This is a genomic window from Pseudoalteromonas pernae (genome assembly GCF_039831865.1).
Taxonomy (GTDB): Bacteria; Pseudomonadota; Gammaproteobacteria; order Enterobacterales; family Alteromonadaceae; genus Pseudoalteromonas; species Pseudoalteromonas pernae.
The window spans coordinates 153,105-179,018 of the sequence record NZ_JBDODM010000005.1 but is presented as its reverse complement, the minus strand read 5'-3'; the positions used below and the strand labels follow the sequence as shown (position 1 = coordinate 179,018).

Here is a 25,914-nt window from a genome sequence, read left to right as displayed (position 1 = left end):
CTAAATATCTAATTCTGTTATGGGGTTGGCGCGTTAAAAAATCAATTGGCTAAATCACCAAACTCTAATTGCAATGCACTTAAGACCGTTAATGCTGCTGTTTCTGTTCGCAGTACGCGTGGACCGAGACGAACATCAATAAAGCCATTGTTGTGACTCGCTGCGATTTCTTCATCGGTAAAACCGCCTTCAGGGCCCACCAAAAAGCGCACGCCTGTGCTGGGTGTCGCCAGTGTTTTGATGCTGTGTTCGGCACGCGGGTGCAACGTGAGTTTGGTTTCATCGCTTTGCTGAGTGAGCCACTGTTCCAATGAAATGGGAGGATGAATAGTGGTAATTCGGTTTCGACCGCACTGTTCAGCTGCTGCGATGGCTATTTTTTGCCACTGTTGATGTTTTTTCTCAAGTCTGTCTGCGGCGAGTTTGACCCCACAACGCTCACTGAAAAGGGGAGTGATTTCGCTCACCCCCAATTCAACTGACTTTTGAATGGTGAAATCCATTTTATCGCCACGAGAAATGACTTGGCCGAGGTGAATTGATAGTGGCGACTCGCATTCGAAATCACTGAATTCTATTGGCTTTACAATGACTTGTTTTTTACTCGTCTGCACTATTTCGCAAAGATACTGACCACCTTCGCCATTAAATAAGCTCACCTGATCGCCGCTTTGCATACGCAGAACGCGGCCAACATGACCGGCGGCATCGTCACCTAATTCAACGTCGGTGCCTAAGCTCAATGGCATTGGCTCATAAATGTGTGGAATTCTCATAAACTTGCTCTATCGGGGCTTTGCCGACAGTCTAAACTAGTCGCCTAAATGCGCAAGTGTCTCAGGGTCTTGATTACAGCTTAAGTGGTTCTTACGAAACACAGTGTCTAACTTTTTGTATTCGTAGTGAGTCGGGTGTTTGACGATGAGAATGCGATTCTCATGCAGGGAGTCGATAATCCATTTGAGGGTGTTACCAGCTGCTTCGTATATCTCAGCAAATATCAACACGCCTTCAATTTTGTGGTGACGAGACATATAGCTGGAAAGTTCAGCAACGCTGATTTCATTTTCAAAATCGCAGTAGCAGTAATCTTTGGCTTGGTGATCAAACATCAGTTTCACCATATGACGGGTATTAGCACCAGCAACAATCAACTCTTCGCTGTTCACCTGTGCGCAAAAGGCACGGCTGAGCAGCGGATCGCTATCTATCAGGAGAAAGTTGCTCAAGTCCATTCACTACCTCTTTGCTAGGTAAAAAATTGAATTAATAGGTAGCCCATTGCGCAATAAACACAAAAAACTACAGCCGCAATGCCCACATTGTCTTGCTGGTCGACTTCTACACCTGTGTTCACCTTGTAAAGTACAATCATCAACACAATGCGAGTCATGGCCTTTACTGCTAGCCACATGAAACCGCAGTGAACTGCCAATGTAAAGACATTTTCCACCATTTTGCCACTGTAATACTCAGCGCTAGCGAGCCCTGCATACAAGGCCAATGCTAAACCTAATGACTTGCCTGCATAGCGAATACCGATGGACGTATTCTCTAAAGTGAAATTGGTCTGCAAGGACGCGCCTTGGTTAAATTTAGCAAATTGTGCCTCACGAACTTTGCTGTCTAGGGCAAATATTCCCTGAATCATTAAAAAGTTAACAAAGACGACTAATAATGAGTATAGGCTATTGGTTTGTGACCAGTTAACTAAACCAATAACAACGATACTATTTCCCAATAACATGCCTGAATCGACCAATGCGGCGCAGACATTTTGTTTTAAAATGGCTTTTTCTTCATTGAAGCGGCTAAGTATCCATTTCCTATGAATTGCCTGGCCCACTTTGACAAACAGCAACATTAACACCAGTAAAAGTGGCACTTTCCATGGGGTTTGCTTCATTAGGGCCAAGGAAAAGTCGTCAATTAAATAACCGATGATCAGTACCAAGGATAGAAGATAACTGGCGTAACTGATCCCCAATGCAAAATTATCTCTATGTGCTAATTCCACAGCGAGTGCTTGGCGTGCTTTGACTTGGGTATATATGCGCAGTGTAAAAAGCACCAAAGCAATAGCCACAAAGCTAATAGCGAAGGTGTATAAGGACTCGTTTGACAAGGAAAAATACGTCATACTGGCAACATTAGAGTAACTTTTGTATTCATTCTAGTACGGTTGGCCGTAACTTAAAAGAGAGCTATTCATGCCAGCATCAAAGATTATTCCCATTCCATTACAACAACTTGGTGAAACACGTTTTCAAGAAATTTATAAACACCAAAATTACAGTGCGGCTTTAGTAACTCTTTTAGCTCTGAGTGACTTTGCCTACAAGGTATTGAGTACCCATCCCCAGTGGGGAGATTGGTTGCAAGAAAACGCACAACAGCGGTCACATACTCCTGGCCAGGTATTTTCAGCTCCCCTCACCGAAATCGATGAAAAAGCATGTTTTCGCGAGTTACGCCTTTATCGACAGAAGCATTGGTTACACGTCGCTTATTTGGATTTGGTGTGTGATAACGAGATTGCAGACTCGATGCGTTATGTGTCACAGCTCAGTGACGCATTAATCGATGCCGCTAATTGCTGGGCCTACAGCGAAGTGAGTAAGGTTAATGGTGAGCCTCTAGACGAGCAAGGTACACCGATGCCAATGATGATACTGGGTATGGGAAAGCTTGGAGGCTTTGAGCTTAATTATTCTTCAGACATCGACCTTATCTTTACTTATCCGCGCATGGTTTCAACGCAGGGCGGGCGACGCAGCGTAGAAGCGCAGGTGTTTTACACTAAAGTGGCGCAGAAAGTGATAGCGGCGCTAGACCAACACACAGTGGACGGTCGTGTGTTTCGCGTTGATATGCGGTTACGACCTTTCGGTGACAGTGGGCCGTTGGTGATGAGCTTCGTCGCTATGGAGGATTACTACCAAGAGCAAGGGCGCGAGTGGGAGCGCTGCGCCATGCTCAAAGGGCGTTTAATCGGTCCTCATAGCCAGCATCATGATGACTTCTATCAGATGTTACGTCCCTTTGTGTACCGCCGCTATATTGATTTCTCTGTGATTGAATCACTACGAAAAATGAAATCATTAATAGCACAGGAAGTTCGCCGTAAAGGGCTAGTTGATAATATCAAGCTCGGTGCTGGTGGTATTCGTGAAGTTGAATTTGTGGTGCAGGCGCTGCAATTGATTCGTGGTGGACGAGAGCCGAAATTACAAACGCAGGGTTTGCATGCGGCACTCATAGCGCTTACAGATCTTGGTGTGTTCAGTCAGACGCAGTATCAGCAACTTTGGCAAGACTATGCGCTGTTACGTACAGTGGAGCAGTACCTGCAAATCTTTAATGACGAGCAAACCCAGCAACTTCCAGTGGATGAGCTTGGATGGTCGCGACTCAGTTACTTGTTGGGCGTGGACTCTGAGCACTCTTGTCGTGTGCAGATTGAAGCGGCAATGGTTCGTATTCGAGAAGAATTTGAACATGTTATTGGCTTTGAACCTGAGCAAAGTGCGCCTGTGCAAACGAGCTATGTACTGGCGTGGGAGCATGGCGACAGTGAAACACTCAGCGATGTGATGAGCGACCCACATCAACGTCAAAGTTGGCAAACTCCACTCAGTCATTTCAAAGACAGAGTAAGCAAAAAGCCAATCGGTAAACGTGGTCGTGATACCTTAGATAAACTGATGCCGCAAGTGCTCGCACAATTGCAAAAAGTCCATGCCAGTGGCGAAGTGTTTGCGCTGGTGACTAATGTGCTCGATAAAATCATGTCGCGCACAGCCTACCTTGAGTTACTGCTTGAGAATTTAGGTGCATTACAACAACTGGTGCGTTTATGTGCCCATAGTCGCTGGATAGGGGAGCAAATCGCGCACCATCCAATTTTGTTAGATGACCTGATAGACCCTGCAGCTCTATACAAACCTTTGCCGTTGGATGCGTATGCCAGCGAAATTCGTCAATACTTTCTGCGCATAGATGAAGAGGATTTAGAGTTGCAAATGGAAGCGCTGCGTCAATTCAAACAGACTCAGCAATTACGTATCGCTGCTGCAGATGCCACAGGCGTACTCGAATTGATGAAAGTAAGCGACCATCTCACGGCGTTGGCGCAGGCAATCGTCGAGCAGGCGGTTAATCTGGCTTGGCAACAAATGGTCGCGCGTTTTGGCTGTCCGCAGGGGACTGATATTGAAAACAAGGGCTTTGCTGTTATTGCCTATGGTAAAGCTGGCGGCTTAGAGCTCGGTTATGATTCGGATCTGGATTTGGTGTTTGTGCACAATCATGAGGGAGACGCGGTTACTGACGGTGACAAGCAAATTTCGGCACGGCAATTTTATTTAAAGCTTGCCCAACGTTTAATGCACTTGTTTAACACCCGCACGACTTCAGGGATCCTCTATGAACTGGATACCCGTCTACGACCTGAGGGCGCGTCGGGGTTGTTGGCAATTAATATTGAAAGCTTTTTACACTATCAGTTAACCCAAGCATGGACGTGGGAGCATCAAGCGCTGACCCGCGCTCGTGTTATTTACGGCACTGAAGAGCTTGCCACTCGCTTTGATGAAATTCGCAAACAAGTGCTCACCCAAGCACGCGACCAAGAAGAGCTAGTAAAAGATGTGGTACAGATGCGTGAAAAAATGCGTGAGCATTTGAGTCGCGACAGCGAAATGATGTTCGATTTAAAACAAGGTTTCGGGGGCATGACCGATATCGAGTTTATTACTCAATATCTAGTGCTTGCCAATGCGCGCACATACCCGGAACTGGTAACCTACTCGGATAACATTCGCATTCTGGAAATGGCTGCTCAATGTGGCTGTATCTCGGATGAGCAGGCAAAGCAGTTGATCCATGCTTACTGCCACTACCGTGGGTTGTATCACGTGTTGAGCTTGCGTAATCAAGATAAAGTGATAGCAAAGATTGAGCTGGCAGAGGAAATTAATACGGTGCAACAGGTGTGGGAAGCGTATTTAACGCCTCCCAATTGAGCATTAAGATTGCGAGACCTTTAAGCAGTTTTCGCGAATATAAGGAGAAGGGCGCTCAGTGATAATGGCTGCGCGCTCGCGATTACAGTAGAAAGTTTGCACTTCGAACTCAAAGTCACTGTCGATGGCTTTGCCCACTTGGTAGAGGGTTGAAACGAATGAGTCGTCTACGCGAAATGGGTGTTTAACCACATAGTCTTTACCCAAATACCAGTAAAATGCGACGCCTTCTTCTTTGGCGTAGTCAGACATGGCCTTTTTCAGCGTTGCACCTGCATGAAAGCGACGCGCCTTCACAGTACCTTTCCAGCGAATATCCGTTTCCTGCACCTTGCCTAAGCGTTGTTCTAACAAGGCCGTTAGGTCGTCCGTTGGTTCACCTAAATCAATGACGTACTTTTCACGTTCAGTGGCATTACGCACTGAATTTTTGATATTGGCATAAAATTGTGACAAGCCCGATGCCGCGGCATTATTCTCTTGCATTTTGAACATTGGGCCATCGCCTAAAAGAAAATAGGCTGCGGCAAAAATCAAAATAAATGCCAAAGATAAATGCTTGATCCAAAACCACATTGCGTTGCCTTCCTATTAATTATTATTAAGCATAGATGGAGTTGTTATAACTGACTACTTTATCGGTAATACGAGGGGGCATTCTCATCTGGACGCGTTTTAAAGCGACGATGAAGCCACATATACTGTTCAGGTGCTTTGTTGATAGCTTCTTCCATGCGTTCGTTGACTGCAGTAACATCGGCCACCTCATCACCGCTAGGGAAATTTTCGAGGGCAGGTTGTACTGCCAGATGGTATTTCCCGTGTTCATCACGGCGACTTTCAATGCTCAACGTTTTGCAGTATTTCGCGGATGCAAATATCAGCGTGCCTGTGGTGCTCGCTGCTTGCTCAACCGCAAAGAAAGGGGCAAAAACGCTGCGCTTTCTACCGTAATCTTGGTCCGGTAAGTAGTAACAGAAATTTTTGTCTTTGATGGCTTTGAGTAAGCCTTTGACATCGCGCTTACCAACGAGGTATTTGTTTGAACGCAGTCGACCTTTAGTCGTGAAATAATCCATTAGGGCATTATTGTGTGGTCTATAAAAACCTACCGCTTGGCGCTGGGTGCCCATGATGCGTGATGACATTTCCAAGTGTAAGTAGTGCGGTGCCATTAGCAGTACACCACAGCCTTCGTTATTGGCTTTGTCTATGTGTTCTAAACCCGTGATTGAGCCCACAATGCGATTGATACGCCATTGCGGCCACCACCATGCCATGGCGCTTTCAAAAATAGCCATGCCCGTGTTTTCCATGTTTTGTAACACTAACTTGGCTTGATCTTCTTTGCTCATATTCGGGTAGCAAAGTGCAACATTCACTTCAGCGATTTTACGACGTTTTTTGACGAAACGGTGTACCAGTCGACCTAACATTTTTCCCATGGCTAATTGCCATGATTGAGGTAACCAGCTCAAAGTATACAGGAGAAAAATAGAGAGCCAGCTAGGCCAATATTTTGGAGCAAAAAAGGCGAGTTGGAAGGAAGTTTTGTTTACCACAAGCGTAAATTTTAACGTTACTAATGGCGCTCAGTATACGTCATTGAGACGACAAAGCCAGCATTAAGCTGGCTTTGGAGGTCGCTGTTTTCATTAGCGAATAGTTTTAAAACTTACCGAATTGGTTAGTTTTGTGGCTTCAGACCTTGGTTGATAGCTTCCAGATCTTTTGCTGTCAGTGTGCCTGCCGCTTGTTTCAACGTAAGCGTTGAAACTACGTAGCGATAACGCACATTAGCAAGGTTACGTTTAGCGTTATATAGGTTCTGTGTGCTGATCAACACGTCAACAATAGTACGTGTGCCCACTTCAAAGCCAGCTTCTGTCGCTTGCAACGCACTCTCTGCTGAGATAACTGCTTGCTCAAGCGCTTTATACGTTGCGATGTCTGACACAACTTGGTTGTATGATGTGATTGTACGGCGTGTGATGCTACGAAGTGTTGCTTCTAAGTCTTCGCTGGCAGCAACGTACAATGCGCGCGCTTGGTCTGTTGATGCAACCGTTGCGCCACCTGAGTAGATTGGCAAGCTGAAGTTTAGGCCAATGCTCGCTTGGTCTTCACGTGGGATATAGTCACGGTTGATAGTGTTACCGGCAACGCCAATCTCCGTATCAGTCAGCGAGTCGCCGTATGACGCATTAAGCACTAACTTAGGGTAGTGGCCTGCTTGTGCTAAATCGATTTGTTGTTTAGCAATATCAACAGTAGCTTTAGACACTTGCAGTTCTAAGTTGTTTTCTTTTGCAAGCTCAACGAAGTCAGTGTTAGCTTTTGCTGGGCTTACTGTTGAGAACGTATCTGTGTTTAGGGTATCGAGCTTAGCGTGATACTTACCTGTGATTTCACGCAGTGTTTCACGCGCTGTTTCTACGTCATTAGTGGCTACTATCTCACGTGCAACAGAGTTATCGAATTGGGCTTGAGCTTCATGTACATCGGTAATCGCCGTTAAGCCTACCGCAAAACGTTGTTTAGTTTGCTCAAGTTGACGTTCGATTGCACGTTTTTCAGCTTGAACGAACTCAAGCGTGTCAATGGCACTGAGTACGTCGAAGTAGCCTTGTGCAACACGCACAATCAAAGATTGCTGTGCTAAGTTGTATGCTGTTTCTTGTTGCAGGGCTTGTTTGTCTGCGATGTCTAGCGTACGCCATGCATTTAAATCAAAAATCGCTTGGTTTAGACTGATGTTGCGCGTGAATGTATCTCGTTCTGTATTTACATCTAGCAACATGCCTGTATCTGAATCGATGTCGAAACCATCACTGTCAGACTTGGTGTAGCCCATAGTGAAACCAATTTGCGGTAACAAAGCGCTTAGAGCACGGTCTGTGTTATGCTGTTGTGCTTCTGCAGTTGCCTTAGCTTTAAGAACAACAGGATCATTTTCAAGGGCAATTTGGTAAACCTGTAATAGGTCTTCGGCATGACTGTAAGAGCTAAAGCTTAGCGCAAGCAAGGTAGTCAACAGTGTCTTTTTCATTATCAGTACAGTCCTTAGAATTTGTAGCGAATTATCTGCATGTTACCGTGTTTAGGCACGCTTTTGAAAAGTAAAAGCGTAAATAAGGTATGCTTAAGTGTAACAGAATTTATATTTTGCGGAAGGGTAAACGGTAGCGTTTATTCTTGTTTTTGTTAATTTACGTAATCGGCTTGTTTTATATGAATAAAATCAACAGTTTCAAAAGTGATGATATTGAAATTGAAAGTACCCAAAGAGTCTTCCAAGGCTTCTTTAAAATAGATTTGTACCGATTTAACCACGCATTATTCGCCGGTGGCCGCAGCCAAACGATTCAGCGTGAAATATTTGAACGGGGTCATGCAGTTGCAGTATTGCCTTATGATCCTAAAACTCGTCAGGTGTTGCTCATTGAGCAAATACGTATCGGTGCCTTAGCCACTAAAGACAATCCTTGGTTGCTGGAGTGTATTGCCGGTATGGCTGATGGCAGTGAGGATTACCCAGATGTGGTGCGCAAAGAAGCTAAAGAAGAAGCCGGACTTGAATTGGGCGAGTTGGAATTTATGTTGTCCTATTTATCGAGTCCGGGTGGTACCACCGAGCGTTTATATCTGTATTTAGCGCAAACTGATTTGAGCCAAGTAAATGTTGGTGGACTCTATGGCTTAGATGAAGAAGGAGAGGACATCAAGGTGCATGTGATGGGCGTTGATGAAGCGCTTGCCAGATTAGCATCCGGTGAAATCGATAACGCAGCTACTGTCATTAGTCTACAATGGTTAGCACTTAATGAGCAGCGACTACAACAGCAGTGGAATAAAGAGTGACGAGGGTGGTTAGAAAGGCAGGATACATTCAATCATTACCGAAATACCTGACTTTGTGTGAACGTAATTACACGAATGTGATTCGTATTTTGCCGCAAGAGCAGCATGTGGGCGCAACGAAGTTGTTGGACATTACCCATGAGCGCTATCAGGTAAAGATTGAACACACAGCCAAATACACGACGGATATCTGCATCACTCAAGTCCAAGGCGCGATTGATGGGATGTTTACGCCGCCCATGAATGTGCGTATTTACCACGATGCCCGTGTTGCTGAGGTGGTCCACCCTGACTATCACAAGCGTATTAAGCCAGCTTATGGTTACCCAAATCCTAAGATGCACCAAAAAGATGAGAAGTATCAGGTGAATGCATTCTTACATGATTGGCTAACATTCTGTATGACCCACGGCGAAGCCGTGCTTGATTGGGATTGTGGCAGTGACTTGGTTTAATCAATACGAATTTGCACAGGCCAAGCCTTTGTATTTTGGCCACTTTACTGATTGCCATTTGTTTGCTGACTTAGACGGCGAGTACTTCCATGTAAACTGTGCGCAGAATTTGCGGGCAACGCTCAGTGCAATGGCGAACGAGAATTTTGATTTTGTGGTGTTTGGTGGCGATCTCACCCAAGATCACAGTGCCGAGTCATATCGAGTGTTTGCCGAACTCATCGACCAAAGTGAGCTCTCATGCCCTGTTTTTTGGGTGCCGGGCAATCACGATGAAATAGCGCTTTTAAACAGTATCAGTAGTGGGCAAATTAATGCTGCTAAGCACATAGTGCACCCGTTCGCCCACGTGTTGCTCATCAATACGAAAGGCACGACGCCTGCGGGGTGGATTCAGCCAACCCACTTATCTGACATCGATATCAACTTGAAGAACACCCAGGTTGCCCAAGTCCTCATTGGTCATCATCATCCTATGCCGGTGGCGGGTTATATCGATAAGCACATTCTTGACAATGGCGCGCAATTGCTCGAACTGCTCAACAGTGAGCACCACAACGTCAAAGCGGTGGTCCATGGTCATGCACACAATCACTACGAGCTGCACTATGAAGGTGTTCAGATCCTAGGTACACCAGCCACGTCCATCCAATTTACCAAACATACCAGTGATTGGCAGCAACAGCAGCTTGGGCCGGCCTATCGAACAGTACACATCGACGAATCTGGTACATTAACAACGCAGGTAAAATGGCTTCAAAACTAATTTATATTCACGGCTTTAACAGCTCTGAATTATCACAAAAAGCGGTGCAGTTGGGGGAATATCTGGCGTCTTGGTCAGGTGACTACATCGTACCGCGTTTGAGCCATGATCCTGCGAAGGCAATTGATCAATTGGAATCATTCATTGATGATGACACCGCTTTGATTGGTAGCTCGCTCGGTGGCTTTTACGCCACTTATTTGTCGCAAAAGCATCAAATACCCGCAGTATTGGTCAATCCAGCGGTTAACCCAGCGACCATGTTTGTCGATTATCTGGGTGAGCAATATAACCCATATCAGGACTACCACTACATTCTTGATAAAACGCATTTGCTTGCGCTGGAGCAACTTTATTTACAGCATTTATCTTCCCCCGAGCATTTGTTTTTGTTACAACAAGAAGGTGATGAAGTGTTACCCTATAAGCATGCTGTTGAGTATTACCAAAACTGTCAGCAGGTGGTGGAGCCAGGAGGCGATCACCGATTTGTAGGATTTGAGCGCTATTTTGGCGCCATCGCGCGATTCTTGAATATCACTCTGGGGTCAGCAGACCCTCAATAATAAAGGCTATTTACGAATAACAATATGAGCCAACAGAATTATAACGCCGAAGCAATTGAAGTATTAAATGGTCTGGACCCTGTCAAACGTCGTCCGGGCATGTATACAGATACCACCCGCCCAAATCACCTTGGTCAAGAGGTTATCGATAACAGCGTGGACGAAGCCCTCGCGGGTCACGCCACCAAAGTCGATGTAATTCTTCATGAAGATAACTCTTTGGAGGTCATTGATGATGGCCGTGGTATGCCGGTGGATATCCACCCAGAAGAGGGTATCCCTGGGGTTGAATTGATCCTTACTAAGCTGCACGCTGGTGGTAAGTTCTCGAATAAGAACTATCAATTTTCCGGTGGTTTGCACGGCGTAGGTATTTCCGTCGTAAATGCATTATCTACGCGCGTGGAAGTGACTGTGCGTCGCGATGGGCAAGTGTATGACATTGCTTTTGCCAATGGCGACAAAGTGCAAGACCTGCAAGTTACGGGCACCGTTGGCAAACGCAACACGGGAACATCAGTGCGTTTTTGGCCTGATGCCAGCTATTTTGATTCTGCCAATTTCTCTTTGAGCAAGCTTAACCACGTACTTAAGGCGAAAGCTGTACTCTGCCCAGGTTTGCGTATTCGCTTTGTTAATAAGCAAACTAAAGAGACGCAAGAGTGGTACTACGAAGCGGGTCTTAAAGATTACATTAAAGACGCTACCAAGGGCTATGAAACCCTACCTAAAGAACCCTTCACTGGTGAATTCAGTGGCGCTACCGAGGGCTGCGATTGGGCACTGCTTTGGTTACCTGAAGGTGGTGAGTCCATCACGGAAAGTTATGTAAACCTTATCCCCACCGCACAAGGTGGTACCCACGTAAATGGTTTACGCCAAGGTCTTCTTGAGGCCATGCGTGAGTTTTGTGAATTCCGTAACTTATTGCCGCGAGGCGTGCGCTTAACGCCAGAGGATATATGGGATAAGTGTTCGTATGTTTTATCAGTAAAAATGCAAGATCCGCAATTCGCGGGACAAACAAAAGAGAAGCTATCTTCACGTCAATGCGCTGCGTTTGTATCTGGGGTAGTGAAAGACTCATTTAGTTTGTGGTTGAACGAACACACCGATGTTGCCGAACTGCTTGCTGAGATGTGTATCAGCAACGCGCAGCGACGTATGCGCGCGGCGAAAAAAGTAGTGCGCAAAAAGGTCACTCAAGGCCCCGCATTACCGGGCAAACTCACAGACTGTAGTAGCAGTGAAATTGACCGTACTGAACTGTTCCTTGTAGAGGGTGACTCAGCGGGCGGCTCCGCTAAACAAGCACGTGATCGCGACTTCCAAGCAATCATGCCGCTGCGCGGTAAAATTCTTAACACGTGGGAAGTGGAATCAGGGCAAATTCTGGCATCACAAGAAGTACATGATATTTCTGTGGCGTTGGGTATTGACCCAGACAGCGAAGACCTAAGCGGGCTGCGCTACGGCAAAGTCTGTATCCTCGCCGATGCTGACTCTGATGGATTACACATTGCCACCTTGCTGTGCGCTTTATTTGTAAAGCATTTCCCTGCGCTTGTACGCCAAGGCCACGTGTATGTGGCGATGCCGCCGCTATACCGTATCGACGTCGGCAAAGAGGTTTATTATGCCCTTGATGAGGACGAGAAAACCGGCGTGCTAGATCGCATTGAAGCCGAGAAAAAGCGTGGCAAAGTAAACGTGCAGCGCTTTAAAGGTCTGGGTGAAATGAACCCACTGCAACTGCGCGAAACAACCATGGATCCAAATACGCGTCGTCTCGTACAACTTACTTTGGATGAGATGGAACAAACGCTGGAAGTGATGGACATGCTCCTTGCTAAAAAGCGTTCTGGGGATCGTCGTCAATGGCTTGAAGACCATGGCGATAAAGCTGAAGTAGAGCTGTAAAAAATCGTATCGAGCATCACAGTGATGACTGTGGTTTTAGTCAGGATGCTCATGAACAATTAGTTGCCACACATGCGTCGTGTTGTGCACAGCAAAGAATCAAAAGGGTTAACATGCGTAATAAAATTCTTAGTACTTTAATTGGTTTAGCGTTCGCTGGCAGTGCTCATGCTGCGGATATTACCGATCGTCTAGTGGTACCCGAGGGATTTACAATTGAGCCATATGCATTGGATGTTGAAAATGCGCGTCAACTCGCTTTATCTGATTCCGGCATCGTTTATGCGGGCTCACGTAAAGCCGGCAAGGTTCACGCTCTTATTGACGCAGACAATAATGGTCAAGCAGAACGCACAGTTTTGATAGCTGAAGGCCTAAATATGCCTTCAGGGATTGCCTATAAAGATGGTGATCTTTACGTCGCAGAAGTTGAGCGCATTGTGCGTTTTAAAGACATCGATAAGAACCTCGATAAGGCCGAAATGGAAGTGGTTTTTGACCAGCTTCCTGACAAACGCCATCACGGTTGGAAGTTCATTCGCTTCTCACCTAAGGGCGACCTAATCATCCCAGTTGGTGTGCCATGTAATATCTGTGATGAAGACCCTGAGTTTGGGTTGATCTACTCATTAGATATGGACACCAGAAAAGTGACTACCATCGCCAACGGTGTCCGTAACTCTGTGGGTTTTGACTACCACCCCAAAACAGGCAATTTGTGGTTCAGCGACAACGGCCGTGACATGATGGGCGATGATATGCCACCGTGTGAAATCAATGTTATCACTGAGCCAGGTCAGCACTTTGGTTTCCCATATTTTCATGGCGGCACAATTGCCGATCCTGAATATGGCAAAGGCAAAAATATGAGCGATTACGTGCAGCCAGCATTGAATTTGGGCGCGCACGTGGCACCTCTGGGTATTCACTTCTATACCGGTGAGCAATTCCCAAGCGAATATAAAAACCAGTTGTTTGTCGCTGAGCATGGTTCTTGGAACCGCACCAAGAAGGCGGGATACCGCGTGATGGTAGCAAACGTTGAAGGCGACAAAGTAACAGGTTACACACCATTTATTACCGGTTTTATGGAGAACGAAGAAACCTTCGGACGCCCGGTAGCTATGGTGCAAATGCCAGATGGCAGTTTGCTCGTCTCAGACGACTTCGCGAACGCTGTCTATCGCATCCAATATAATAAAAAGTAAGTTTGGATAAGAAGCAATGACACAAACAACGACCTTGTCGCAACAAGGCATAGAACAGCTTACTATGGGGCGCTTCACAGAAGACGCCTATCTAAACTATTCCATGTACGTGATTATGGACCGCGCTCTACCGCACATTGGTGATGGTTTGAAGCCGGTTCAGCGCCGTATTGTGTACGCTATGAGTGAGCTGGGTTTATCAGCAGCGGCAAAATACAAAAAATCGGCGCGTACCGTAGGTGACGTATTGGGTAAATATCACCCGCATGGTGATAGCGCCTGTTATGAAGCCATGGTGCTCATGGCGCAACCATTTTCTTACCGCTACCCGCTGGTGGATGGTCAGGGTAACTGGGGTGCTGCGGATGACCCTAAATCGTTTGCGGCAATGCGTTATACCGAAGCTCGTTTGTCGAAGTTCTCTGAAGTTCTGCTCAAGGAACTAGGTCAAGGCACAGTTGATTGGACACCTAACTTCGACGGTACGATGAAAGAGCCGCTGGTGTTACCAGCACGTTTACCTCATATCCTACTCAATGGCGTAACCGGTATTGCCGTAGGTATGGCAACGGACATTCCACCGCACAACGTGCGCGAATTGGCCGAAGCATGTTGTTTGTTGCTGGATAAACCAAAAACTGAACTTCAAGAGCTTCTTGAAATAGTTAAAGCGCCAGACTACCCAACTGAAGCGGAAATTATCACTCCTAAAGCGGATATTGAGAAAATCTACACCACAGGTCGTGGCTCGCTGAAAATGCGAGCGAAATACCATGTGGAGCAGGGTGAAGTGGTGATCACGGCCTTACCGCATCAGTGTTCTGGTGCCAAGGTGTTAGAGCAGATAGCCAGCCAGATGACAGCGAAAAAACTGCCTATGGTGGCTGACTTACGTGATGAATCTGACCACGAAAACCCCACGCGTATCGTGATTATTCCGCGCTCAAATCGTATCAAAGTCGAGCCGTTAATGGCGCACTTATTTGCGACCACGGATTTGGAAAAGAACTACCGCGTAAACTTGAACATGATTGGCCTTGATGGTCGACCACAAGTAAAAGATCTACAAAGTATCTTGAATGAATGGTTAGTGTTCCGCCGTGATACTGTGCGTCGCCGTTTGCAGTACCGCCTTGATAAAGTGTTGGCGCGTTTGCACATCTTAGAAGGCTTGATGGTTGCCTTCCTCAACATCGACGAGGTGATTGCCATCATCCGTAATGAGGATGAGCCTAAGCCAGTATTGATGGAACGTTTCGGTTTAACTGAAACCCAAGCCGAAGCGATTCTGGATTTAAAACTTCGTCATCTAGCTAAGCTAGAAGAGATTAAAATTCGCGGTGAGCAGGATGAACTTGCCAAAGAGCGTGACAAGCTTGAAATGACTCTTGGCTCAGAACGCCGTATGTCGACCTTGATGAAAAAAGAGATTCAAGAAGCGGCCGAAATGTACGGTGATGATCGTCGCTCTCCAGTGGTTGAGCGTGAAGAAGCGAAGGCATTAAGCGAAAAAGACCTTATTCCATCTGAGTCTGTGACTGTTGTGCTTTCAGAAAAAGGCTGGGCACGTGTTGCTAAAGGTCATGATGTTGACTCGGAAGGTTTAAGCTATCGTTCTGGCGATAAGTTTAAAGCCAGTGCGAAAGGCCGCAGTAACCAACCTGCAGTATTCCTAGACTCAAGCGGTCGTGCTTTTGCCACCGATGCTCATAGTTTACCTTCGGCTCGAAGCCAAGGTGAGCCTATGTCTGGGCGTTTTAATATCGCCGCAGGAGCGACGCTCGAATACGCGGTCATGGCGGATAACGAACAAATGTTATTAATGGCCAGTGACGCGGGTTATGGTTTTGTCGCTGAGTTCAACGATCTGGTGAGTAAAAACAAAAACGGTAAGGCATTGGTGAGCTTGCCAAAAGGTGGCTTACTAATGCAGCCTATCGCTGTGAATGATATTGCGACTGACTACTGTATGTCGATATCAAGTGAAGGGCGAATGCTGTTATTCCCTCTACGTGATTTGCCGAAGTTAGCCAAAGGTAAAGGTAATAAGATCATCTCTATTCCAAGCGCCAAGGTCCAGGCACGTGAGGAATATGTGAAATTGCTTGCGGTAGTGCCTGAGGGAGCGAGTGTTACTCTTCTTGCGGGTAAGCGTAAGCTGACATTGAAGCCGAGCGACCTAGAGCACTATCACGGTGAACGTGGTCGTCGTGGTAATAAGTTACCGCGCGGTTTGCAGCGTGTTGATGGCTGCGAAGTGGAACTCTCAGGGAGTACACCAGAGCCTGAAGTGGTAGAAGCTACAGAAGAATAAAAAAGAGGGCGTAAGCCCTCTTTTTTATTGCTTTGTGATAATTACTTAGAAAGTAAAGGTCACCTTGCCGTACACATAACGACCTGTGAAGCCGTAAGGTGAGAAGCCTGAATATGGGAAGATGTTCGAGAAGGTGGTTACATCATCCACTAATTCGCGCGTAGGCTTAGGGTATACATCAAACAGGTTATTCACGCCTAGTGATACGTCGATGTTATCCGTTAGCATCATCTTAGTGTCTAAATCAGTGATCCACTCTGCAGGTATCACCTCGTTACGCTCAGCGATTGAGCTGGGGTCTTGAGTTTCACCATAGCGTGTTGTGCGTAGCGTGACGTTATAAGCATCATAGCTCCAGCTTGCACTTAAGTTGATTTTGCTCTTTGGTGAACCCACTTCAAAGCGGCGAAGTTCCACGTCAGAGAACAAGTTATCTTGGTCAAAACCGGCGCCTTGAAGCACGTCAGGTGGTGGCAAAATATCGGTCACTTCGTTGTCATTGAAGTTCAGACCTGCGTTAAATAACACACTGCCGTAATCCTTAGTGCGAAGAGTATAAGACGTGACTACATCAACACCTTCGGTACGTGAGTTAATTGCGTTTAAGAAGAAACGTGCGCGTGTTGCCCCCGTGCCTGCGAGTAATGTTTCAATTGCATCGCCTGAGAGGTTATTCGATAACACAATTCGGTCGTCGATATCGATGCGGTAGAAGTCGATAGCTAGATTAAAGTCGGCGTTCGGTGAATAAGTGAAACCGAGGCTGTAGTTTTCTGATTCTTCCGCATCCAGACCTGGGCTACCTAGCGCTTGCGCAACGTCACTTGAAGGGGCAAAGGTGCCCGTTTCTGTTGGAACGCCGTCCACAAATACCGTTGAGATAGAGGTAAAGTATTGCTGTTGCAATGACGGAGCGCGGAAGCCTGTTGAGATAGAACCTCGAAGTGCAAAATCATCGGTCACAGTGATACGGTTCGACCACTTCCAGTTAAATGTGCTGCCGAAGTCAGAGTAATCTTCATAGCGCCCTGCAATGGCCACGTTCCAGATTTCTGTAACATCTGCTTCTAAATCAATGTACGCACTCCAGTTATTACGGTCATTGTCGCCTGCTGAGGCAGGAGTAAAGCCTGGGAAAACCTGAGAGCCCGCGGCGCCAAATGGGCCATCAACAGGGTCAGTTTCTGCACCACCCGGACCAAAGCTGCCTTGAATGTAGGAATTCTCTTCACCCGCGGTGATCTTGTAGTTCTCTTCGCGGAACTCAAGGCCAAACGCTAGGTTCATATCGCTTGCGAATGCATCGACTGTGATTAGGCGTGACGCATCGAAGTTCACAAGATATTGATCGTATTCTAACGCGCCTGCATCAAACTCAGTTTGGCTTGTCGGACCTAGCGAGGTGTTGAGCGTATTTACAACACCGTATTGGAGCTCATTACCGCCATAGTTAAACGAGACATCATAGTTCCACTCACCATAAATTCCTTTAAGGCCGGCTACAACAGATTGGTCTTTGATATCAGTGGTAATTGCTGGCAAAAATCCATCTGGGTATATCGCGAGAACATTGCGTGAGTCTTGAGCACGACGATAGAAACCGGAACCTTGTGAGTCACGGCGGCTCATACCTGCAGTAGCATAGAACTCAAGGTCGTTGTTGATAGATTTACCCGCATTAACGAATAGCGCCATATCCTCAACGGCGCCATTACCAAAGATGTGATTGTAGCGATTAACGCTTAGCTCACGTGGGTCGATACTGCCATCATCTTGGCGGGCATAGTTCTCACGCGGGTCGAAGTCTGCGCGATTTGATGCATTACGGTCACGATACTCGGCAGCAACGGCAACAAAGCCATCGTCACCCCACGTAAAACCAGTATTGGCGCGCAGTGTCAGGGTTTGTCCATCCGTGCGCTCACGATCACCACCTGTAGTAAATGCGAGATCGCCATTAGCATCAGTGGTTACACTTTTTAGATCAGGTACACCGTCCATCTTGGTCACGTTGGCGCCATACGTGGCGGATAGTTCCCCACCTTCATCATTATCTTTAAGTACGATGTTGATCACACCCGCAATCGCATCTGAGCCATATTGTGCTGCAGCGCCGTCACGCAAGACTTCAATACGTTTAATGGCATTGGCAGGAATGGCATTCAAATCGACGGCCGATGAGCCGCGACCTGCTGAACCATTTACGTTCAACAATGCGCTGGTGTGGCGGCGCTTACCGTTGACCAAGACCAGAGTGTGATCCGGCGCTAGGCCACGCAGTTGTGCTGGACGAACGTGATCAGTGCCGTCGGTGATAGAAGGCTGTGGAAAGTTAAAACTCGGCAGCAAGGTGTTGAGGATCATGTTAGTTTCAGTCAAGCCTGTTGCTTGAATTGATGCTGCGTCAATCACATCGATAGGCACTGGAGAATCATTAATAGTACGGCCAATACGTCGTGAACCCACGACGCTGATTTTCTCAATATTGGCATCTTGTGCACCGGTATTTTCTGCAGCTGATGCTGAATGACTGATTGTGATTAAGGAGCCACACACAGCTGCTACTGCGATTGTAGAACGCTTCAATGCGGGGAAATAAAAATCTGTCGATTTCATATATTGCTTTCCTAATGATTATTATGACTACCAATAAGCTGACCACACAGGTTTTGCGGGTTAGCCCAAATACTGAATTTCTTGGCGGTTAACAATGAACGACCAAGGTATATCGTTTTTATTGGGTGCTTAGGCTGTAATTCATAAGAACGGGCAGGAGCGCTTTTATGTAAGCGACAGTGCCCACTAGAACGACACTTTCATCCCTGATTTGCGTATCAAGAGAAAGGTTTATTTAGAAAGCTGTTATTTATTATTGTTATTAGATTAAACAATCTAATTTTCTAAGCACGGGTATGTGGCAGTTGTACACGAATTGAGTCCAAATATCCAGCGTGCAAAGTCAAATTTCTTATTCGATTAAGTTATGCAATATTCATTGTTTATTATTTGCAGCACATGGAATTGAACAAAGAGGTGAACAAAAAAGCCGGAACTTTGTGGGTTCCGGCTTAGTGGATTAAGTTAAGGCTTAGGGCATGAAGTTAATATGCTTACAAGTCGAATCTGTCAGCATCCATCACTTTTACCCACGCTTTCACAAAGTCATGTACAAAGCGATGATTGTTATCATCTTGAGCGTAAAACTCAGCGTAAGCTCTGAGTATCGAGTTTGAGCCGAACACCAAATCAACACGTGTTGCGGTCCACTGGGTGTTGCCAGAGTTGCGCTCAACAATGTTGTATGTGCCATCACCGTTTGGCTCCCAACGATAAGCCATGTCGGTAAGATTGACAAAGAAATCAGTGGTGAGTTGACCTACTCGGTTGGTGAACACGCCATGTTTACTGCCACCGTGGTTTGTGCCCAACACCCGCATACCACCAATTAATACCGTCATCTCTGGTGCCGTTAAGCCCATAAGTTGCGTTCTATCGAGTAACATCTCTTCAGCGGATACGGCATACTCTTGTTTTAACCAATTACGGTAGCCATCGGCCAATGGTTCAAGCGGCGCAAATGACTCTGCATCAGTCATCTCGGGTGTTGCATCACCGCGACCAGGGGAGAAAGGTACCGTGATAGCAACTCCGGCATTGCGCGCAGCTTGTTCAACGGCGGCGCTGCCACCGAGTACAATCAAATCGGCCATGCTAATGGGTTTGCTCAACTCTTTTTGTACTTTGCCGATGGCAGCAAGCACGCGGTTCAGACGTTCAGGCTCATTACCCGGCCAATCTTTTTGTGGCGCTAAGCGAATGCGAGCGCCATTTGCCCCACCTCGGTGATCGGAACCACGGTATGTACGGGCACTGTCCCACGCCGTATTTATGAGTTCGGCGGGCGTGACACCGCAGTTCAGCAGCTGTACCTTCAACTCCTCAATTTCCTTATTGCTGAGAATGTAGGTCACTTCTGGAATGGGGTCTTGCCAAAGCAAATCTTCGAGAGGCACATCCGCACCCATGTAACGCGCTTTGGGTCCTAAATCACGGTGTGTTAGCTTAAACCAAGCACGCGCAAAGACATCAGAGAAATAATCGAAATCTTGATGGAATCGCTCGATGATTTTACGATAGCTCGGGTCCATTTTCATGGCCATGTCTGCATCAGTCATGATTGGATTATGGCGAATGCTCGGGTCTTCGACGTCAACAGGTTTGTCTTCCTCTTTGATGTCGATAGGCTCCCACTGCCATGCGCCAGCTGGGCTCTTTTTCAGTTCCCACTCATAGCTCAGCAGCAAATGACAATAGCCGTTATCCCATTTGGTTGGGTAAGTAGTCCATGCGCCTTCGATACCCGACGTCACCGTATCGCGGCCGATACCGCGTTTTTGGTGGTTGTTCCAGCCTAACCCTTGTTCGCTGATATCTGCCGCTTCTGGCTCTGGCCCGAGTATGTCGGCATCGCCATTACCATGAGTTTTCCCCACTGTATGGCCACCGACTGTCAGCGCCGCTGTTTCTTCATCATTCATCGCCATGCGCGCAAACGTTTCACGCACTTGCTCGGCTGTTTTCAATGGGTCGGGGTTGCCATTGACACCTTCAGGATTGACATAGATGAGGCCCATTTGCACAGCTGCCAAGGGGTTTTCCATGGTGTTTGGCTCATCAACACTTTCATAGCGCTCGTCGCTCGGCGCCAACCATTCTTTTTCAGCGCCCCAATACACGTCTTTTTCTGGGTGCCAAATGTCTTCACGGCCTCCGGCAAAGCCAAATGTTTTTAATCCCATTGATTCATAAGCCATATTGCCAGCCAGAATCATTAAATCTGCCCATGATAAGCGGTTGCCGTATTTTTTCTTAATCGGCCACAATAGGCGACGGGCTTTGTCCAAGTTGGCATTGTCTGGCCATGAATTGAGTGGTGCAAAGCGTTGGTTGCCCGTGCCACCACCGCCACGTCCATCAGCAATACGGTATGAGCCGGCTGCGTGCCACGCCATGCGAATCATGAGACCACCATAGTGCCCCCAATCTGCTGGCCACCAAGGTTGGCTGTCAGTCATGAGGTTCTTCAAATCTGATTTGAGTTCTTCAAGGTCAATTTTTTTAAATTCTTCGGCGTAATTAAATTCATGGCCGTATGGGTTCGACTTGGTGTCGTGTTGATGGAGAATGTCGAGGTTCAGTGTATTTGGCCACCAATCGGTATTCGACTTTTCAGTTTTGGTAAGGCCACCGTGCATGATCGGGCATTTTGCCATTGTGCGCTCCTTGGTAGGTTAAACGTCTTAACCCTAGGTCAAAAGAAACTGTTACATCCGGTAACTTGCTAAGATGTAGTACTTTAATTAACCAAAGTGTAGCTCATTAAAATGACTTTTTATGCCCAGTTTCGGGAATTTAAATCGATGTGTTCCATCGGTTTTTTTATTGCGACATTGGCTTTTGATCTTGTTAGTGTTTGCCTCTGTATGGGTGTTTAATGCCACGATTTTTACGCTTTTCTCTGGGCCGGTATTGCACTCATAGAATCTGTGGCTTACAAGTGTTCGCTAAAAATCCCACGCGTATGTATAATGCCGTGCATTATCGATGTGGGGAGTTTATTGTGCTGGCATTGTTACGTTTGTTAGTGGTCGCTATTTTTATACCTTTTAGCTTTCTTGCTGGTTTCATTTTGTGTATTTTGCGCCCGTTTCATGGCGACAATGTACGTGTGATCGGCAGTTGGTATGCGCGTATGTCACCCTTGTTTGGTGTTAAAGTAGTTATTGAAAAAGACCCTGCAATTGTCAGTGGTGAGCCTGCCGTGTACATAGCTAACCATCAGAATAACTATGATATTTTCTTCCTACCAGGGGCGCTGCAACGCAATACGGTAAGCCTAGGTAAGAAAAGCTTGAAGTGGATCCCTTTCTTCGGCCAACTATATTGGTTATCAGGTAATATTCTAATCGACCGTGCGAATCGCAAAAAAGCCATGGCCACGATTAACAAAACAACTGAGAAGCTCAAACAAGGTGGTTTGTCGTTGTGGATGTTCCCAGAAGGTACGCGCAGTTATGGCCGTGGTCTATTGCCGTTTAAAACCGGTGCATTTCATACTGCGGTGAATGCTAATATCCCTGTAATTCCGGTAATTATGAGCGATACCAATAAATGCATTAAGCTAAATCGCTGGGATAATGGTACTATTTACATCAAAATGTTAGCGCCGCAATTGCTCGATGCTTCTATGAGTGCCCGTCAGTATGCCGATCACTTTCATGAAGTAATGAATGAAACTTTGGCGCAATTGAATGAGAGAACCTAAATGGAAAACTGGCGCGAAATAAGCGAAGAGATTGTTGAGTCATTGTTAGAAGATGGCTCGAACCCTGAATTACTGTACGAAGTAGAGCACCATTTTGTATGCGAAGATTTTGCTGCATTAGAAAACGCAGCGCTAGCGGCATTCAAGCTTGGCTACGATGTTGAAGAGCCTGCTGAGTTAGAGCTAGAAGATGGCGGTACTATCTGGGGCTTTGACGTGGTAGTTGAGTGTGAGTTAAACACTGAAGCTATCATGGAAGACGTTGATAGGCTTGTAGCTATAGCGGAACAAAACAAGGTCGAATACGACGGTTGGGGTACTTACTTCCAAGACTAAAGGGTGGTTTTAACCACCTTTTCTAGACTTTTATTACTAGTTGATGGTAATTTCCATCTTCATTTTTCAGTTTCTGTACACTTCTTCTTATGTTGATCTCCTTACCTATTAGTGAGTTAAAACCCGGTATGTTTGTTGAACGGGTGAATAGGCAATCTCAAGGTGCATCAATAAAAATCAAAACCCGCGGCATGGTCCGTGAACCCGCTATTATTCAACGCCTTGTCAAAGAAGGAGTTGAGGAACTGATCATCGACTTTTCGCAAAGCGATGTGCCGATACCAAGGCATTTACAACCTGCCAAACAAGCCAATAAAGATGGCAATACATCCACAGAACAAACGATGGTGGCGAAGCCTAAGTTAAGCGACCGCGATTTGACCCAAGCAACACTGGAACAAGAATTTCTGATTGCCAGCACTTGTTATGAGCAAAGTATGGTTAAGTTGCGGGCGATGTATCACGAGTTGACCTCGGGTATGCAAGTGAACATGGAGTTGCTGAGCGATGTGGCTGATGCCATCGTTGATTCGGTATTTCGTAACCCAGACGCCATGGCTGCATTGACCCTACTGCGTGATAAAAATAGCTACACTTGGCGTCATATGCTTAATTGCGCCATTCTCACAGCAATCTTTGCTCGTTATCTGGGGTATGAGATCAATAAGGTGAGACAAATGGCGCTTGCAGCTTTGTTGCACGACATTGGCTTAGCGAAAGTGCCACAGGGTATTTTAACCAAGCCGGGTAAACTCACGGATCTTGAGCTTAAAGCAGTGCGCCGTCATGTTGCCTTGGGTCTTGGGATGCTCAAAGGCCAAAAACACATCACCAATATGATGCTGGAGATGATAGTCAATCATCATGAACGTATTGATGGCAGCGGTTACCCGCGCGGTATTGATGGAGATAAACTTTCTCGCGAAGCGCGAATTCTTAATATTGTCGATGTGTATGCGGCCATGATAGCCGACAAACCATATAAAAAAGGTGAAGAGTCATTGGCGGCTTTGCGCTTTTTGCTGTCGCAAAAGAGTGCTTTTGACCAAGCTTTGGTGCAACGCTTTATCAAATGTGTAGGCATTCATCCTGTAGGCACTTTGGTGCGCTTAACGAATGAGCGACTTGCAATGGTTGTGCAGGGCAATGAAGATAATCCGATAAAGCCAAAGGTTCGCGTGTTCTATAACACCTTGCATCGCCATCATATAACTGCGAAAGATGTTGATTTAAGTGTGCTCAAGGATGACATTAAAATCATCGGTAGCACTCAGGGCACGGAGTTTGAACTTAATTTATCTCGCCTACTAAAAGAGCATTTGCTGCCTTAGTACATGTCTGTTTGTTGCTTAGCCTCGCGCCTAACAGCACGCCTCCCATACAACTTGTAATCAGCACCATCCACAACAGTGTCCCGTAGACTGTATGCAGTGCTATACAACAACTCGCAAAGCTGACCATTTGGCATAACATGGCCGCCAACCAATAGTGCGTGACAGGATTGTCGCATTGGCCCTGGCGATGGCAAGCACAGTAATTTGCTTTTAGAAACCAAAACGCGCCCATCGCGCAAAAAAGCAGTGCGACCACAATGAGCGAAATGGTAATTAACATGCTTTATTCCCTTTCATACTTATATTGCTAGTTTAAAGGGATGATTTACATAGTCAATGCTAATGGGAATTATTATCATCTTTGTGTATTGAGGACATACCAGTTGCATTTTTAGCTGAAAAATGCGCAAGTTTGCGCTTAAATTACGCGTTGTTAACTATATTTAACAGCTTTTTAGCATTGAATAGTGCTAGTGTATGCAGGTTAAAAAAGACAACAATGAGATTGAAGTATGCAATTCAAAAAGACATTACTAGCGGCATCACTGGCGCTATTATCAACAGAATCTTTTGCCGCTGCCTTCCAACTTGCGGAGCAAAATGTTTCAGGTCTTGGTCGTGCGTATGCTGGTGAAGCTGCGGTTGCTGAGGATGCATCTGTAGTAGCACGTAACCCTGCGCTTATGTCACAGTTCGATAAAGCACAGCTATCGGTTGCAGCAATTTATGTATTGCCAGATGTGAGCCTAGAAGGCCAAAGCACCAACAATGGTCTTGATGCCAGCGTGCTTGACGATAGTAGTATTGCCCCAAGTGCGGTGATCCCGGCTGGTTTCTTCACGATGCCAGTGAACGAGCAAGTGAGTCTAGGTTTCGGTGTGTTTTCAAACTTCGGTTTAGCCACTGAGTTTAATCGCGATTATGCCGCAGGCCAAATTGCGGGTGAAACTGAAATTGTGACAATTAACTCAAATGTGTCTGTTTCTTATCAGTTTAACGATGCATGGACGGTCGCTTTTGGTCTTAACCACGTCTATGCTGACGCAAAAGTATTGCGTACTTTAGGTGCGAACCCTTTTGGCGCGCCTAATAGCTTACAAGCTGCGCACCTTGAAGGGGATGACTCAGGTTTTGGCTGGAATGCAGGTGTTGCTTTCTCACTGGATGAGCACAACCGTTTTGGTTTCCACTACCGCAGTGAAACTGACCTAACATTCGATGGTGAATACAGTAATCAATTACCAGCGGCATTAGGTGGTCTTGAAGGTCAGGTTCTGCCAGGCACTTTAGAGTTAACGCTGCCAGCTATCGCTGAGTTCTCAGGCTCACACCAGTTAACACAAGAGTACGGTGTACACTACAGCGTGCTTTGGACTGGCTGGAGCAGCTTCGACAAACTTGAAGCATACGTGCCAAGGAGCGATACTCCTGTTTTCTCTAAAACAGAAGACTTCTCGGACGCAATCCGTGTATCAGTGGGTGGTGACTACCAGCTAAATGAACAATGGAAATTACGTGCGGGTATCGCATTTGACGAATCACCAGTATCACAACAGCACTTATCAATCTCTATTCCTGATACAGACCGTTTTTGGTTGTCGTTCGGTGCCCAGTGGCAGCTAGATGACGTATCAAGTGTAGATTTAGGTGCAAGTATTCTTCGTGGTAAGAAGCAGAACTTTGTTGAAGGCGATAACTTCCAGCAACAGTGGGGCTTTGAATCAGAAGGTAACGCTTACCTATTCGGTGCGCAGTACAACTACAGCTTCTAATAGCTCGCTGTTTTAAGTTTTAAAAGCCAAGCT

Annotated in this window: 20 protein-coding genes; 12 read left to right on the top strand and 8 right to left on the bottom strand. The window is 46.3% G+C overall.

Annotation, left to right across the window (positions count from 1 at the left end; all coding sequences use genetic code 11):
- Positions 1-41: 41 nt before the first annotated feature.
- The 3 genes from rsmE to V1358_RS13315 are packed head-to-tail and all read right to left on the bottom strand — an operon-like array spanning position 42 to position 2,140.
- The gene (gene rsmE, locus V1358_RS13325) at positions 42-776 is read right to left on the bottom strand and encodes a 16S rRNA (uracil(1498)-N(3))-methyltransferase (RefSeq protein WP_347390556.1); all 735 of its coding nucleotides are present in this window, start codon (positions 774-776) and stop codon (positions 42-44) included.
- A gap of 36 nt (positions 777-812) precedes the next feature.
- Entirely contained in the window at positions 813-1,235 is a 423-nt protein-coding gene (locus V1358_RS13320) for a hypothetical protein (protein ID WP_347390557.1), read from the bottom strand.
- Positions 1,236-1,249: 14 nt separating this feature from the next.
- Complete coding sequence (locus V1358_RS13315) at positions 1,250-2,140, bottom strand: DUF350 domain-containing protein (protein ID WP_347393832.1); 891 nt, start codon at positions 2,138-2,140, stop codon at positions 1,250-1,252.
- A 70-nt stretch (positions 2,141-2,210) separates the two neighbouring features.
- On the opposite strand from V1358_RS13315, the gene glnE reads away from it, so the two are divergent.
- A complete protein-coding gene (gene glnE / locus V1358_RS13310; protein ID WP_347393831.1) occupies positions 2,211-5,024 on the top strand; it encodes a bifunctional [glutamate--ammonia ligase]-adenylyl-L-tyrosine phosphorylase/[glutamate--ammonia-ligase] adenylyltransferase in 2,814 nt (937 codons plus the stop codon).
- A gap of 3 nt (positions 5,025-5,027) precedes the next feature.
- Here glnE and V1358_RS13305 read toward each other — a convergent pair whose 3' ends face one another.
- The 3 genes from V1358_RS13305 to tolC form a co-directional block, all read right to left on the bottom strand.
- Complete coding sequence (locus V1358_RS13305; protein ID WP_347390560.1) at positions 5,028-5,600, bottom strand: TcpQ domain-containing protein; 573 nt, start codon at positions 5,598-5,600, stop codon at positions 5,028-5,030.
- Positions 5,601-5,659: 59 nt separating this feature from the next.
- Positions 5,660-6,586: an LpxL/LpxP family Kdo(2)-lipid IV(A) lauroyl/palmitoleoyl acyltransferase gene (gene lpxL, locus V1358_RS13300; protein WP_347393830.1), complete on the bottom strand. Its 927-nt coding sequence runs from the start codon at positions 6,584-6,586 to the stop codon at positions 5,660-5,662.
- A gap of 125 nt (positions 6,587-6,711) precedes the next feature.
- Positions 6,712-8,073, bottom strand: a complete 1,362-nt coding sequence (tolC, locus tag V1358_RS13295; RefSeq protein ID WP_347390562.1) for an outer membrane channel protein TolC — start codon at positions 8,071-8,073, stop codon at positions 6,712-6,714.
- A gap of 182 nt (positions 8,074-8,255) precedes the next feature.
- Here tolC and V1358_RS13290 point away from each other — a divergent pair, with 182 nt between their 5' ends.
- The 7 genes from V1358_RS13290 (at position 8,256) to parC (ending at position 16,114) form a co-directional block, all read left to right on the top strand.
- A complete protein-coding gene (locus V1358_RS13290; RefSeq protein WP_347393829.1) occupies positions 8,256-8,885 on the top strand; it encodes an NUDIX domain-containing protein in 630 nt (209 codons plus the stop codon).
- A complete protein-coding gene (locus V1358_RS13285) occupies positions 8,882-9,340 on the top strand; it encodes a DUF1249 domain-containing protein (protein ID WP_347390564.1) in 459 nt (152 codons plus the stop codon). The genes V1358_RS13290 and V1358_RS13285 overlap by 4 nt, the downstream gene beginning before the upstream one ends.
- Positions 9,327-10,106 carry a metallophosphoesterase gene (locus V1358_RS13280; RefSeq protein ID WP_347390565.1) on the top strand — a complete coding sequence of 260 codons (780 nt, stop codon included), beginning with the start codon at positions 9,327-9,329 and terminating at the stop codon, positions 10,104-10,106. Before V1358_RS13285 ends, V1358_RS13280 begins: the two co-directional genes overlap by 14 nt.
- Positions 10,091-10,672 carry a YqiA/YcfP family alpha/beta fold hydrolase gene (locus V1358_RS13275; RefSeq protein WP_347393828.1) on the top strand — a complete coding sequence of 194 codons (582 nt, stop codon included), beginning with the start codon at positions 10,091-10,093 and terminating at the stop codon, positions 10,670-10,672. Before V1358_RS13280 ends, V1358_RS13275 begins: the two co-directional genes overlap by 16 nt.
- 24 nt (positions 10,673-10,696) lie before the next feature.
- The gene (gene parE, locus V1358_RS13270; protein WP_347390567.1) at positions 10,697-12,592 is read left to right on the top strand and encodes a DNA topoisomerase IV subunit B; all 1,896 of its coding nucleotides are present in this window, start codon (positions 10,697-10,699) and stop codon (positions 12,590-12,592) included.
- Positions 12,593-12,705: 113 nt separating this feature from the next.
- Positions 12,706-13,800: a PQQ-dependent sugar dehydrogenase gene (locus V1358_RS13265; RefSeq protein WP_347393827.1), complete on the top strand. Its 1,095-nt coding sequence runs from the start codon at positions 12,706-12,708 to the stop codon at positions 13,798-13,800.
- Positions 13,801-13,816: 16 nt separating this feature from the next.
- Complete coding sequence (gene parC / locus V1358_RS13260; RefSeq protein ID WP_347390569.1) at positions 13,817-16,114, top strand: DNA topoisomerase IV subunit A; 2,298 nt, start codon at positions 13,817-13,819, stop codon at positions 16,112-16,114.
- Between the two features lie 45 nt (positions 16,115-16,159).
- Here parC and V1358_RS13255 read toward each other — a convergent pair whose 3' ends face one another.
- Positions 16,160-18,730: a TonB-dependent receptor plug domain-containing protein gene (locus tag V1358_RS13255; RefSeq protein ID WP_347393826.1), complete on the bottom strand. Its 2,571-nt coding sequence runs from the start codon at positions 18,728-18,730 to the stop codon at positions 16,160-16,162.
- A gap of 494 nt (positions 18,731-19,224) precedes the next feature.
- The gene (gene katG / locus V1358_RS13250; RefSeq protein WP_347390571.1) at positions 19,225-21,387 is read right to left on the bottom strand and encodes a catalase/peroxidase HPI; all 2,163 of its coding nucleotides are present in this window, start codon (positions 21,385-21,387) and stop codon (positions 19,225-19,227) included.
- A gap of 347 nt (positions 21,388-21,734) precedes the next feature.
- Here katG and V1358_RS13245 point away from each other — a divergent pair, with 347 nt between their 5' ends.
- The 4 genes from V1358_RS13245 (at position 21,735) to V1358_RS13230 (ending at position 25,881) form a co-directional block, all read left to right on the top strand.
- Entirely contained in the window at positions 21,735-22,439 is a 705-nt protein-coding gene (locus V1358_RS13245) for a 1-acylglycerol-3-phosphate O-acyltransferase (protein WP_347393915.1), read from the top strand.
- A complete protein-coding gene (gene rraB / locus V1358_RS13240) occupies positions 22,440-22,775 on the top strand; it encodes a ribonuclease E inhibitor RraB (protein ID WP_347390573.1) in 336 nt (111 codons plus the stop codon).
- Positions 22,776-22,864: 89 nt separating this feature from the next.
- Entirely contained in the window at positions 22,865-24,106 is a 1,242-nt protein-coding gene (locus V1358_RS13235) for a cyclic di-GMP phosphodiesterase (RefSeq protein ID WP_347393825.1), read from the top strand.
- Positions 24,107-24,621: 515 nt separating this feature from the next.
- Complete coding sequence (locus V1358_RS13230; protein WP_347393824.1) at positions 24,622-25,881, top strand: outer membrane protein transport protein; 1,260 nt, start codon at positions 24,622-24,624, stop codon at positions 25,879-25,881.
- Positions 25,882-25,914: the final 33 nt, after the last annotated feature.